Origin of the sequence: Streptomyces sp. WZ-12, assembly GCF_028898845.1 — a bacterium.
Classification (GTDB): Bacteria; Actinomycetota; Actinomycetes; order Streptomycetales; family Streptomycetaceae; genus Streptomyces.
The window spans coordinates 5,731,788-5,744,503 of sequence record NZ_CP118574.1 but is presented as its reverse complement, the minus strand read 5'-3'; the positions used below and the strand labels follow the sequence as shown (position 1 = coordinate 5,744,503).

At 72.9% G+C, this 12,716-nt stretch carries 10 protein-coding genes; 5 read left to right on the top strand and 5 right to left on the bottom strand.

The features are described from left to right. Window positions 1-5: 5 nt before the first annotated feature. A complete protein-coding gene (gene speB / locus PV796_RS24905; protein ID WP_274915600.1) occupies window positions 6-977 on the bottom strand; it encodes an agmatinase in 972 nt (323 codons plus the stop codon). A gap of 146 nt (window positions 978-1,123) precedes the next feature. On the opposite strand from speB, the gene PV796_RS24900 reads away from it, so the two are divergent. Continuing rightward, window positions 1,124-1,909, top strand: coding sequence for a phosphatase (locus tag PV796_RS24900; RefSeq protein ID WP_274915599.1), 786 nt, complete (start codon window positions 1,124-1,126; stop codon window positions 1,907-1,909). 125 nt (window positions 1,910-2,034) lie between these two features. Here the strand turns inward: PV796_RS24900 and PV796_RS24895 are convergent, their stop codons facing one another. The 3 genes from PV796_RS24895 to PV796_RS24885 form a co-directional block, all read right to left on the bottom strand. Next, on the bottom strand, window positions 2,035-2,925 hold the full coding sequence (locus PV796_RS24895) for an acyl-CoA thioesterase (RefSeq protein ID WP_274915598.1): 891 nt from the start codon (window positions 2,923-2,925) through the stop codon (window positions 2,035-2,037). Between the two features lie 97 nt (window positions 2,926-3,022). Further along, entirely contained in the window at window positions 3,023-4,180 is a 1,158-nt protein-coding gene (locus PV796_RS24890) for an acyl-CoA dehydrogenase family protein (protein WP_274915597.1), read from the bottom strand. Between the two features lie 188 nt (window positions 4,181-4,368). Beyond that, the gene (locus tag PV796_RS24885) at window positions 4,369-5,022 is read right to left on the bottom strand and encodes an SACE_7040 family transcriptional regulator (RefSeq protein WP_274915596.1); all 654 of its coding nucleotides are present in this window, start codon (window positions 5,020-5,022) and stop codon (window positions 4,369-4,371) included. Window positions 5,023-5,168: 146 nt separating this feature from the next. Here PV796_RS24885 and PV796_RS24880 point away from each other — a divergent pair, with 146 nt between their 5' ends. From PV796_RS24880 to PV796_RS24865, 4 genes are read left to right on the top strand one after another with little or no spacing between them, the layout of a single operon-like run. Then, window positions 5,169-6,797 (top strand): carboxyl transferase domain-containing protein, encoded by a 1,629-nt coding sequence (locus tag PV796_RS24880; protein WP_274919221.1) that lies wholly within the window; start codon window positions 5,169-5,171, stop codon window positions 6,795-6,797. 8 nt (window positions 6,798-6,805) lie between these two features. Beyond that, window positions 6,806-8,851, top strand: coding sequence for an ATP-binding protein (locus tag PV796_RS24875; protein WP_274915595.1), 2,046 nt, complete (start codon window positions 6,806-6,808; stop codon window positions 8,849-8,851). Continuing rightward, complete coding sequence (locus PV796_RS24870) at window positions 8,848-9,807, top strand: hydroxymethylglutaryl-CoA lyase (protein WP_274915594.1); 960 nt, start codon at window positions 8,848-8,850, stop codon at window positions 9,805-9,807. Before PV796_RS24875 ends, PV796_RS24870 begins: the two co-directional genes overlap by 4 nt. Before the next feature lie 6 nt (window positions 9,808-9,813). Further along, on the top strand, window positions 9,814-10,968 hold the full coding sequence (locus PV796_RS24865; protein WP_274915593.1) for an acyl-CoA dehydrogenase family protein: 1,155 nt from the start codon (window positions 9,814-9,816) through the stop codon (window positions 10,966-10,968). Between the two features lie 74 nt (window positions 10,969-11,042). On the opposite strand, the gene PV796_RS24860 is transcribed toward PV796_RS24865, so the two are convergent. Beyond that, window positions 11,043-12,641, bottom strand: coding sequence for a beta-N-acetylhexosaminidase (locus tag PV796_RS24860; RefSeq protein ID WP_274915592.1), 1,599 nt, complete (start codon window positions 12,639-12,641; stop codon window positions 11,043-11,045). Window positions 12,642-12,716: the final 75 nt, after the last annotated feature.

Genomic DNA, 12,716 nt, shown 5'->3' with positions numbered 1-12,716 from the left:
CTCCGTCAGCCGCGTGCGTCCGCGATCTGGCGGGACATGATCGTGGTCAGCTCGTAGGCGGTGTGCGAGGCGGCGACGGCGGTGATCTCGGCGTGGTCGTAGGCGGGGGCGACCTCCACCACGTCCGCGGAGACCAGGTTGCAGGACGCCAACCCGCGCAGGATCTCCAGCAGTTCGCGGGAGGTCATGCCGCCGGCCTCGGGGGTGCCGGTGCCGGGGGCGTGCGCCGGGTCCAGGCAGTCGATGTCGATGGAGATGTAGAGCGGGCGGTCGCCGATGCGCTGGCGCAACTGGTCGGCGACCTCGTCGGCGCCGCGACGGTAGACGTCCGCGGAGGTGACGATGCCGAAGCCCATCTTCTCGTCGTCGGTGAGGTCCTTCTTGCCGTAGAGCGGACCGCGGGTGCCGACGTGGGAGAGCGCGGAGGTGTCGAGGATGCCCTCCTCGACGGCCCGGCGGAACGGCGTCCCGTGGGTGTACTCCGCGCCGAAGTAGGTGTCCCAGGTGTCCAGGTGGGCATCGAAGTGCAGCAGCGCCACCGGCCCGTGCTTCTTGGCGACCGAGCGCAGCAGCGGCAGCGCGATGGTGTGGTCGCCACCGAGCGTCATCATCCGGGCACCGGAGGCCAGCAGGTCGTCCGCGGCGGCCTCGATGGTCTCCACGGCCTCGTTGATGTTGAACGGGTTGGCCGCGATGTCCCCGGCGTCCGCGACCTGCGCCAGCGCGAACGGCGAGGCGTCCTGCGCCGGGTTGTACGGCCGCAGCAGCCGCGACGCCTCGCGGATCGCGTTGCCACCGAAGCGGGCGCCCGGCCGGTAGGAGACGCCGGTGTCGAAGGGGACACCGACGACGGCGACATCGGTACGGCCGCCGACCTCGTCGAGGCGGGGCAGCCGGGCGAAGGTCGCGGGCCCTGCGTAGCGCGGAACACGGGAGGAGTCGACGGGGCCCACGGGCCCGTTCGATGCGGTGGTCATGGAGGTCAGGCTAGGGATCACCGCACTCCCCGCTCCATGGACATTTACGGCCCCCGAACCCCGCCGATTCGACATTCTGTCCACCTTGCGTTGTCCGGCGGGTGGAACGCCCCGCCGCCGTAAATCCGGCCGGGCACAATGACGCTATGCCGATAGCCGCTGCTGCCCCCTCGCGTGCCGAACTCGTCGACCATCTCGTACGGACCCGGATCGCGGGTGAGGTCGCCACCCCCCGCGAGAACAACCTCCTCCACTACCGCCGGCTCGCGAACGGCGACCGCCACTACTGGTTCGGCCTGGAGCTGGGCGACCGTTGGACGGACGAGCAGGACGTGCTGGCCGTGATGGCGGAGCGCTGCGGCGTCAGCGACGACCCGAACCACCGGCAGGGCCAGGACACCATCGACCCGGAACTGACCGTCGACGCGCTGGACCGCGCGGCCGCCGTGCTGCGCAAGGCCGCCGCCGACCGCCAGCGGGTCCTGTTCGCCACCGGCCACCCCGGCGGTCTGCTGGACGTCCACCGCGCCACGGCCCAAGCGCTGCGCGCCCACGGCTGCGAGATCATGGTGATCCCCGACGGGCTCCAGGCCGACGACGGCATGGTCTTCCAGTTCGGCGACGTGGCGATGCTGGAGCGCGGCGCCACCTTGTGGCACACCCACTCCCCCGCTCCGATGGCCGCGATCCTCGACGCCCTGGCCCCCGCTGACCACCCCGACCTGGTCATGGCCGACCACGGCTGGGCGGGCTGCGCCGCCCAACGCGCCATCCCCGCCATCGGCTTCGCCGACTGCAACGACCCGGCCCTCTTCCTCGCCGAATCCGAGGGCACCCTCCAGGTGACCGTCCCCCTCGACGACCACGTCCGCAGCCCCCGCCACTACGACCCGCTGACCAACTACCTGCTCAACGCGGCGGGGTTGGACTGACCCCGCCTCCAACGGAGAGCCGACCAGGACGGCCCGCAATCAACCCCCCGCCGCCACGGCGAGCCACCACCAACCGCCGGGGCCGCGGAATGCCCAACCCGCCCCCACCCCCACGCGGAAAGCCCTCACCTCGGCACCCGCACAACCCCCTCCTGCATCACCGTCACCACCAGCTGGCCGTCGGCGGTGAAGATGCGGCCCTGGCCGAGGCCGCGGCCGGACTGGGAGGTGGGGGACTCCTGGTCGTAGAGGAGCCACTCGTCGGCACGCAGGGGCCGGTGGAACCACATCGCGTGGTCGAGGCTCGCGCCGACCACGTCGCCGACCGCCCATCCGCCGCGCCCGTGCGCCAGCAGGACCGAGTCCAGCAGCGTCATGTCGGAGACGTAGGTGACCAGGCAGACGTCGAGGAGCGGGCGGGGGATCGCGCAGTCGTCGTCCAGCTTGTCCTGGGTGCGGAACCAGACCTGGGAGCGGGGTTCGCGCGGTCGGCCGACGGTGGCGTAGGGCGGCTCGTCGACGTACCGCAGGTCGATCGCGGCGCGGGCCTGACGCAGCCGCTCGGCGACCTCCGGTGAGAGGTAGCGCTCGGCGTGGCGGGGCAACAGCTCGGTGGCGGTGGGCAGTTCCAGCGGGTCGGGCGCCGCCGGCATCGTCTCCTGGTGCTCCAGCGCCGCCTCCTCGTCCGCGTGGAAGGACGCGGTGAGGTGGAAGATCGGCTTGCCGTGCTGGACGGCGACGACCCGGCGGGTGGTGAAGGACCGGCCGTCGCGGATCCGGTCGACGGTGTAGACGAGGGGGGCGCCGGGGTCGCCGGGGCGGAGGAAGTAGGCGTGGAGCGAGTGGGGTGGCCGGTCCGCGGGGACCGTGCGGCCCGCCGCCACCAGGGCCTGCGCGGCGACCTGGCCGCCGAAGACCCGGGGCACGACCGAGGCCCGGCTCCACCCGCGGAAGATGTCCTGCTCGATCCGCTCCAGGTCGAGCAGGTCGAGCAGTGACCGGAGTGCGTCGTTCACGCGCCCCCGCCCCCTGTACCCCTGCCGATGCCCATGAGTCCCCCGTTTCCCGCGATCCGGCCCCGGTCCCGACCTCGGCCCTGGTTTCCCAACCGCCCTACAGGCCCATGGACTTGGCGATGATGGACTTCATGACCTCGCTGGTGCCGCCGTAGATGCGGTTGACGCGGTTGTCGGCGTAGAGGCGGGCGATCGGGTACTCGTTCATGAAGCCGTAGCCGCCGTGCAGTTGGAGGCAGCGGTCGATGACGCGGTGGGCGACCTCGGTGCAGAAGAGCTTGGCGGAGGCGGCCTCGGCCGCCGTCAGCTCGCCGGCGTCGAGGGCCTCCAGGGCACGGTCGGCGACGGCCTCGGCGGCGTCCACCTCGGCCTGGCAGGCGGCCAGTTCGAACTTGGTGTTCTGGAAGGAGGCGACGGCCTTGCCGAAGACGGTCCGCTCCCGGACGTACTCCTGGGCGAACCGGACGGCGGCCTTGGCCTGCGCGTAGGCGCCGAAGGCGATGCCCCAGCGCTCGGAGGGGAGGTTCCGGCCGAGGTAGGAGAAGCCCTTGTTCTCCTCGCCGAGCAGGTCCTCGACGGGCACCTTGACGTCGACGAACGCCAACTCGGCGGTGTCGGAGACCCTCAGGCCCAGCTTGTCCAGCTTGCGGCCGATGGAGTAGCCGGCGGACGTGGTGTCGACGGCGAAGAGGGAGATGCCGTGGCGACGGTCGTCCTCGCGCGGCGCCGCGGTGCGGGCGCAGACGATGACGCGGTCGGCGTGCACGCCGCCGGTGATGAAGGTCTTGGCGCCGTTGAGGACGTAGTGGGTGCCGTCCGCGGAAAGCTTGGCGGTGGTCTTCATGCCGGCGAGGTCGGAGCCGGTGCCCGGCTCGGTCATCGCCAGCGCCCACATCTCCTCGCCGGAGACGAACTTGGGCAGGTAGCGCTTCTTCTGCTCGTCGGTGGCGAGCATCTGGAGGTAGGGCAGGCCGAGCAGGACGTGGACGCCGGAACCGCCGAAGGAGACGCCGGCGCGGGCGGTCTCCTCGTACATCACGGCCTCGAACTTGTGCGAGTCGATGCCGGCGCCGCCGTACTCCTCGGGGACGCGGATGCCGAAGATGCCCAGCTCGGCGAGCTTGTAGTAGAAGTCGCGGGGGACCTGGCCCGCGGCGTACCAGTCGTCGTGGACGGGCACCACCTCGGCCTCAATGAAGGCGCGTATGGTCGCGCGGAACGCCTCGTGGTCCTCGTTGAACACCGTGCGACGCATGCTCCGGGCCTCCCTCACCATGCACTCGGCTAAGCGGTTGCTCAGCCGAAAGCTACCCGGCGGTCACCTCGCTGTCCAGGGGTTGTCCAGCAGGCGGGAGAGCGGGCGAGAGCAGGTGGGAGAGCCGCCAGGAGGGGCCGCGACGGGCCGCCGGGCGGCGCGGGCGCCGCCCGGCCGGGGGCAACCGCTCAGCCGGCCCGTCGGGACGCCGCGGCGGCCGTCCGCCCCGCGCCCGGCCCCGCCCCGTCGCCGTCCACCGCCCCGAACGCCCCCAGCGCCAGCCGGTGCAGCAGCCGGGCCATCTCCGTGCGGCCCGGGAGGGAGCCGGGCCGCCCCAGGTGCGGAGTGGAGTTCAGCAGCCCGAAGACCGCGTGCACCGCCGCCCGCACCTCGGACTCTGACGACTCGGGGTGGACCTGCCGGACGACCGCCACCCACAGCTCGACGTACTGCCGCTGGAGCTGCCGCACCCGCTTGCGGTCGGCGTCCCGCAGCCGGTCCAACTCGCGGTCGTGCAGGGTGATCAGGGGCCGGTCGTCGAGCGCGAAGTCGATGTGGCCGTCGATCAGCGCGTCGAGCACCGCGGCGGGGGTCTCGCCGCCCTCCTCGATCCGCATCTGCCCGCCGGCCAGCAGTCGCTCGCTGATCCCGACGAGGAGCTCGGCGAGCATCGCGTCCTTGCCGGCGAAGTGCCGGTAGAGGCCGGGCCCCGAGATGCCCACGGCCGCCCCTATCTCGTCCACGCCGACGCCGTGGAAGCCGCGCTCGGCGAAGAGGCGGGCGGCCTCCTTGAGGATCTGCTCGCGGCGGCTGGTCGGGGCGGGGACGTGCGCATTGCTCATGACGTCGATTGTAGACAGCCGGGTTAGTGGTCGTTAACCTGAAGGGGATGAGGTTAACGCCTATTAACTCGCCCGGCCTCGGGAGAACCCCCGCGGCACCGGGCGGGCAGCCGACCCAAGCGAGGGGGCCCATGGCGATGGAGGCCATCGAGCAGGCACCGGTGCTGGCCAGCACCGCCGACCCGGCGTCCGACGCCTGGCGGTCCAACGAGGCCGCGCACCGCGAACTGGCCGGGCAACTGCACGCGAAGCTGGCCGCGGCCCGGCTGGGCGGCGGCGAGAAGGCCCGGGCCCGGCACACCGCCCGCGGCAAGCTGCTGCCCCGCGACCGGGTGGACGCCCTGTTGGACCCAGGCTCCCCGTTCCTGGAGCTGGCGCCGCTGGCCGCGGACGGGATGTACGACGGGGCCGCCCCGGCCGCCGGGGTGATCGCCGGCATCGGCCGGGTCAGCGGCCGGGAGACGGTGATCGTCGCCAACGACGCCACCGTCAAGGGCGGCACGTACTACCCGATGACGGTCAAGAAGCACCTGCGCGCCCAGGAGGTCGCGCTGGAGAACCGCCTGCCCTGCCTGTACCTGGTGGACTCCGGCGGCGCGTTCCTGCCGCTGCAGGACGAAGTCTTCCCCGACCGCGAGCACTTCGGCCGGATCTTCTACAACCAGGCGCGGATGTCCGGCGCCGGCATCCCGCAGATCGCCGCGGTCCTCGGCTCCTGCACGGCCGGCGGCGCCTACGTCCCGGCGATGAGCGACGAGGCGGTGATCGTGCGGAACCAGGGCACGATCTTCCTCGGCGGACCGCCGCTGGTGAAGGCCGCCACCGGAGAGGTCGTCAGCGCCGAGGAGTTGGGCGGCGGCGAGGTGCACTCCCGCACCTCCGGCGTCACCGACCACCTCGCCGAGGACGACGCGCACGCCCTGCGGATCGTCCGCACCATCGTCGCCACCCTCGGCGACCGCCCGCCGCTCCCCTGGACCGTCCGGCCCGTCGAGGAGCCCAAGGCCGACCCCGCCGGGCTCTACGGCGCGGTGCCGGTGGACTCCCGCACCCCCTACGACGTCCGCGAGGTGATCGCCCGGATCGTCGACGGCTCGCGCTTCGCCGAGTTCAAGGCCGAGTACGGCACCACCCTGGTCACCGGCTTCGCCCACCTCCACGGCCACCCGGTGGGCATCGTCGCCAACAACGGCATCCTGTTCTCCGAATCCGCCCAGAAGGGCGCCCACTTCATCGAGCTGTGCGACCAGCGCGGCATCCCGCTGCTCTTCCTCCAGAACATCTCCGGCTTCATGGTCGGCCGCGACTACGAGGCCGGTGGCATCGCCAAGCACGGCGCGAAGATGGTCACCGCGGTCGCCTGTACCCGCGTCCCCAAGTTGACCGTCGTCATCGGCGGCTCCTACGGGGCGGGCAACTACTCGATGTGCGGCCGGGCCTACTCCCCCCGCCTGATGTGGATGTGGCCCAACGCCAAGATCTCGGTGATGGGCGGCGAACAGGCCGCCTCCGTCCTCGCCACCGTCAAGCGCGACCAGTTGGCTGCGTTGAATTCCGGTGCAGGCGAGGAGTGGAGCGCCGAGGACGAGGCCGCCTTCAAGGCCCCGATCCTCGCCCAGTACGAGACCCAGGGCAACGCCTACTACGCGACCGCCCGACTGTGGGACGACGGGGTCATCGACCCCCTGGAGACCCGCCAGGTCCTCGGCCTGGCGCTGACCGCCTGCGCCAACGCCCCCCTGGGCGACCCCGGCTTCGGCGTCTTCCGGATGTGAGAGGACCTATGACCAGCTTCGCCACCGGCCTGTTCGACACCGTCCTGGTCGCCAACCGCGGGGAGATCGCGGTCCGCGTCATCCGGACGCTGCGCGCCCTCGGCATCCGCTCCGTCGCGGTCTACAGCGACGCGGACGCCGACGCCCGGCACGTCCGCGAGGCCGACACCGCGGTCCGGATCGGCCCGGCCCCGGCCGCGGAGAGCTATCTCTCCATCGAGCGCCTGCTGGACGCCGCCGCGCGCACCGGCGCCCAGGCCGTCCACCCCGGCTACGGCTTCCTCGCCGAGAACGCCGCCTTCGCCCGCGCCTGCACCGACGCCGGGCTGGTCTTCATCGGACCGCCGGCGGACGCCATCGACCTGATGGGCGACAAGATCCGAGCCAAGGAGACGGTCCGCGCCGCCGGCGTCCCGGTCGTCCCCGGCTCCTCCGGCAGCGGCCTGACCGACGACCAACTGGCCGCCGCCGCACGGGAGATCGGCATGCCGGTGCTGCTCAAGCCGTCCGCGGGCGGCGGCGGCAAGGGCATGCGCCTGGTGCGGGACGCCGCCCTCCTGGCCGACGAGATCGCCGCCGCCCGCCGCGAGGCCCGCTCCTCCTTCGGGGACGACACCCTGCTGGTGGAGCGGTGGATCGACCGGCCCCGGCACATCGAGATCCAGGTGCTGGCCGACGGCCACGGCAACGTCCTCCACCTCGGCGAGCGCGAGTGCTCCCTCCAGCGCCGCCACCAGAAGATCATCGAGGAGGCGCCCTCGCCCCTGCTGGACGAGGCCACCCGGGCCGCGATGGGCGCGGCGGCCGTCCAGGCGGCCCGCTCCTGCGGCTACCGCGGCGCCGGCACCGTCGAGTTCATCGTCCCCGGCAAGGACCCGGCCGGCTACTGCTTCATGGAGATGAACACCCGCCTCCAGGTGGAACACCCGGTCACCGAACTGGCCGTCTCCCTCGGCCCGGACGCCGGCCCGCTCGACCTCGTCGCGTGGCAGGTGCGGATCGCCGCCGGCGCCCGCCTGCCCCACACCCAGGAGGAGGTCACCTTCACCGGGCACGCGATCGAGGCCCGGATCTGCGCCGAGGACCCCTCCCGCGACTTCCTGCCGACCGGCGGCACCGTGCTGACCCTGCGTGAGCCGGCCGGCGACGGCGTGCGCACCGACTCCGGCCTCACCGAGGGCGTCGAGGTCGGCAGCCGCTACGACCCGATGCTCGCCAAGGTCATCGCGCACGGCCCCGACCGGGCCGGCGCCCTGCGCACGCTGCGGGCCGCGCTGGCCGCCACCGTCACCCTCGGCGTGCCCACCAACGCCGGCTTCCTGCGCCGGCTGCTGGCCCACCCGGACGTGGTCTCCGGCGAGTTGGACACCGGCCTGGTGGAGCGGGTGGCGGCCGACCTGGTGGCCGCCGGGGTGCCGGACGAGGTGTACGCGGCGGCCGCCGCGGTCCGGCAGGCCGCCCTGGAGCCGGCCGCCGACGAGGCCGGCTGGCGCGACCCGTTCGCCGCCCCCACCGGCTTCCGGCTCGGCGGCGAGCCCGCCCCGGTCCGCCACTGGCTGCGCGTCCCCGGGCACGACCCGGTGGCCTACGACGTCCGTCCCGGCACCGCCCCGGAGCGTTACGAGGTCACCGCGGACGAGGTGACCGTCACCGTCGACGGCGTCCGGCACGCCTTTCACCGCGGCGGCGACTGGCTGGGCCGGGACGGCGACGCCTGGCACGTCACCGACCACGACCCGGTGGCCGAGGCGCTGCGCGCGGCGGCCCGCGGGCACGGCGTGGACACCCTCGCCGCCCCGATGCCGGGCACCGTCACCGTCGTCAAGGTCGCGGTCGGCGACGAAGTGAGCGCCGGCCAGGGCCTGTTGGTGGTGGAGGCGATGAAGATGGAGCACGTGATCTCCGCCCCGCACGCCGGGACGGTCACCGAGTTGGACGTCACCCCCGGCAGCACGGTGGCCATGGACCAGGTCCTGGCCGTCGTCGCCCCGCACGAGGACGCCGCACCCCAGGACGACACCGCCCCGCGCGCCGACGAGGAGACCACGGCATGACCGAGCCGATCGCGACCCCGGCCGCCGGGCTGCCGATGGAGGTGGCCGCCGAGGGCCTGCCCACCCGCGTGCGGATCCACGAGGTCGGCCCGCGCGACGGCCTCCAGAACGAACAGACCGTCGTCCCCACCGAGACCAAGGCCGAGTTCATCCGCCGCCTGGCCGCCGCCGGGCTGCCGGTGATCGAGGCCACCAGCTTCGTGCACCCCAAGTGGGTGCCCCAACTCGCCGACGCCGAGCGGCTGTTCCCGATGCTGGACGGGCTGGACCCGCGGCAGCTCCCGGTGCTGGTGCCCAACGAGCGGGGCCTTTCCCGGGCCCTGGCGCTGGGCGCCCGCCGGATCGCGGTGTTCGGCAGCGCCACCGAGTCGTTCGCCAGGGCCAACCTCAACCGCACCGTCGACGAGGCGCTGGCCATGTTCGAACCGGTGGTCCGCCGCGCCCGGGACGAGAAGGTCCACGTCCGCGGCTACCTCTCGATGTGCTTCGGCGACCCCTGGGAGGGCCCGGTCCCGATCGCCCAGGTCGTGCGGGTCTGCCGGGCCCTGTTCGACCTGGGCTGCGACGAGTTGAGCCTGGGCGACACCATCGGCGTGGCCACCCCCGGCCACGTCCAGCACCTGCTCGCGGCGCTCAACGAGGCGGGCGTGCCGACCTCCGCGCTCGGCGTCCACTTCCACGACACCTACGGGCAGGCGCTCGCCAACACCTTCGCCGCGCTCCAGCACGGCGTCACCACCATCGACGCCTCGGCGGGCGGCCTGGGCGGCTGCCCGTACGCCAAGAGCGCCACCGGCAACCTCGCCACCGAAGACCTCGTGTGGATGCTGCACGGCCTCGGCATCGAGACCGGCGTCGACCTGGAGCGACTCACCGCGACCAGCGCCTGGCTGGCCGGGGTCCTGGGCCGCCCCAGCCCCTCGCGCACCGTCCGTGCCCTCTCCCACAAGGAGTGAGTGACCATGTCCCTGGACCACCGTCTACCCGACGAGCTGGAGGAACTCCGGCGCACCGTGGAGGCGTTCGCGCACGACGTCGTCGCCCCGGAGATCGGCGCGTACTACGAGCAGCACGCCTTCCCCTACGACATCGTCCGCCAGATGGGGCAGATGGGTCTGTTCGGCCTGCCGTTCCCCGAGGAGTACGGCGGGATGGGCGGCGACTACCTGGCGCTGGGCATCGCCCTGGAGGAGCTGGCCCGGGTCGACTCCTCGGTGGCCATCACCCTGGAGGCCGGCGTCTCGCTGGGCGCCATGCCGATCTACCGCTTCGGCACCGAGGAGCAGAAGCGGGAGTGGCTGCCGAAGCTGTGCAGCGGCGAGGTGCTGGGCGCGTTCGGCCTCACCGAACCGGACGGCGGCTCGGACGCCGGCGCCACCCGCACCACGGCCGTCCGTGACGGCGAGGACTGGGTCATCAACGGCAGCAAGTGCTTCATCACCAACTCCGGTACGGACATCACCGGTCTGGTGACCGTCACCGCGGTCACCGGCCGCAAAGCCGACGGCTCCCCGCTCATCTCCGCGATCATCGTGCCGTCCGGCACCCCCGGCTTCACCGTCGCCGCCCCGTACTCCAAGGTCGGCTGGAACGCCTCCGACACCCGCGAGCTCTCCTTCTCCGACGTCCGCGTCCCGGTCGGCAACCTCCTCGGCGAGGAGGGCCGCGGCTACGCCCAGTTCCTGCGCACCCTCGACGAGGGCCGGATCGCCATCGCCGCCCTGGCGACGGGCCTGGCCCAGGGCTGCGTCGACGAATCGGTCAAGTACGCCAAGGAGCGGCACGCCTTCGGCCGCCCGATCGGCGCCAACCAGGCCATCCAGTTCAAGCTGGCCGACATGGAGATGCGCGCCCACACCTCCCGACTGGCCTGGCGCGACGCCGCCTCCCGCCTCGTCCACGGCGAACCGTTCAAGAAGGAGGCGGCGCTCGCCAAGCTCTACTCCTCCGAAATCGCGGTGGACAACGCCCGCGAGGCCACCCAGATCCACGGCGGCTACGGCTTCATGAACGAGTACCCGGTCGCCCGCATGTGGCGCGACGCCAAGATCCTGGAAATCGGCGAGGGCACCAGCGAGGTCCAACGCATGCTGATCGCGAGGGAGTTGGGGTTCTAGGGGCGACCCTTAGGGGGCGGGCGCCTTGCCGCGCCCCCTGGGTCGGCCGTGACGCCCGCGGGGGCCACCCCACCTCACCGCCCCACCCAAGGCACCTCCGGCGCCCGGTAGTAGTCGATGCCCTGGGCGTCCCAGCGTGGTCCCTGGGCGGCCAGGCGCGCCTTGTACGCGTCCCAGTCGTGCGTCCGCGCCGGCGACCAGCCCAGCTCCGCGATTCCGGCCAGCCGCGGGAAGGCCAGGTATTCGAGGTTGGCCGAACTCTCCAGCGTCTCGGCCCACATCGGCGCCTCGACGCCCAGCACCGCGCCGGCCGGCACCCCCGCCAGATAGTCGCCCGGGTCCCAGTCGTAGGAGCGCCGGACGCTCACATAGCCGGCCCACGTAAGGCCCAGCGGGGTGTCCTTGTCGTACTTCATGTCGAGGTAGGCGCGGTCGGCGGGCGACAGGACGAGCCGGGTGCCGCGCCGGGCCGCGTCGACGACCCGCTGCCGCTCCGCCGCGCCCGTCTTGTCCCGCCCCCAGTACTGGGCGATGGCGCCCTTGACGGGGTGCGCCCCGGTCAGCTCGTGCCAACCCACCACGGTCTTCCCGTACTTGGCGACCAGCGGCTGCACCGTGTCCATGAAGGTGACGTAGTCCGGGTGACTGGTGGAATGCGACTCGTCGCCGCCGATGTGCAGATAGCGGCCGGGGGTGAGCGCCGCGAGCTCGCGGAGGACGTCGTCGACGAACTCGTAGGTGATCTTCTTGGAGACGCACAGCGAGCTGAAGCCGACCTTGGTGCCGGTGTAGAGCGGCGGCGCCTTCCCGTCGCAGTTGAGGTCGGCGTACGAGGCGAGCGCGGCGTTGGTGTGGCCGGGCATGTCGATCTCGGGGATCACGGTCAGATAGCGGCTGGCCGCGTAGCGGACGATCTCGCGGTAGTCGGCCTTGCTGTAGTGGCCGCCACGGCCGCCGCCGACCTCGGTGGAGCCGCCGTAACGCGCCAGCCGCGGCCAGGAGTTGATCGCGATCCGCCAGCCCTGGTCGTCGGAGAGGTGCAGATGCAGCGCGTTGACCTTGTACTGGGCGAGCTGGTCGATGTACCGCTTGACCTGCTCGACGGTGAAGAAGTGCCGGGAGACGTCCAGCATCGCGCCGCGGTAGGCGTAGCGCGGGGTGTCGAGAATGGTGCCGCCGGCTACCCGCCAGGGGCCCGGTTGCCGGCTGCGCTTCTCGACGGCGGCCGGCAGCAGTTGCCTCAGGGTCTGCACGCCGTGGAAGAGGCCGGCGGGGCGGGCGGCGCTGATGGTGACCGCGCGGCCGCCGGAGGTGAGCCGGTAGCCCTCCTCGCCCAGCCCGCGGGCGTCCCGGCCGCCGAGCCGGAAGACGATGCCGTCCGCGCCGCCGCGGGTGGTGACCGGCAGCGGGAAGCCGGTGGCCGACCGCAGCAGCCCGGCCAGATAGCCGGCGATCCGCCGTGCCTCGCCGGAGCCCGCGGGCACCCGGATCCGGGTCCCGCTGCCGAGCGTGAACGCGCCGCCGCCCGGGCGGACCGCGGCGGGCGCCGGGACGACCCGGTCCAGCGGGGTGGCGGCGGCCGGTGCGCCCGGCGCGGGGGCGGCGGACGCGCCCGCCGCGGTCCCCGCCGCCGCGACCAGCAACAGCGGAATCAGCAGTCTTGGTCGTCTCATGGACGTCCCTTCGGCGAGCTACGTCGGCGGCACGTTCTGTGGCGGCACGTTTCTGCATGGCGTGGAGCGACCGGA

Coding starts and splice junctions, on each gene's coding strand:
- speB (WP_274915600.1), bottom strand. CDS start 977: ATGACCACCGCATCGAACGGGCCCGTGGGCCCCGTCGACTCCTCCCGT.
- PV796_RS24900 (WP_274915599.1), top strand. CDS start 1,124: ATGCCGATAGCCGCTGCTGCCCCCTCGCGTGCCGAACTCGTCGACCAT.
- PV796_RS24890 (WP_274915597.1), bottom strand. CDS start 4,180: ATGCGTCGCACGGTGTTCAACGAGGACCACGAGGCGTTCCGCGCGACC.
- PV796_RS24885 (WP_274915596.1), bottom strand. CDS start 5,022: ATGAGCAATGCGCACGTCCCCGCCCCGACCAGCCGCCGCGAGCAGATC.
- PV796_RS24875 (WP_274915595.1), top strand. CDS start 6,806: ATGACCAGCTTCGCCACCGGCCTGTTCGACACCGTCCTGGTCGCCAAC.
- PV796_RS24870 (WP_274915594.1), top strand. CDS start 8,848: ATGACCGAGCCGATCGCGACCCCGGCCGCCGGGCTGCCGATGGAGGTG.
- PV796_RS24865 (WP_274915593.1), top strand. CDS start 9,814: ATGTCCCTGGACCACCGTCTACCCGACGAGCTGGAGGAACTCCGGCGC.
- PV796_RS24860 (WP_274915592.1), bottom strand. CDS start 12,641: ATGAGACGACCAAGACTGCTGATTCCGCTGTTGCTGGTCGCGGCGGCG.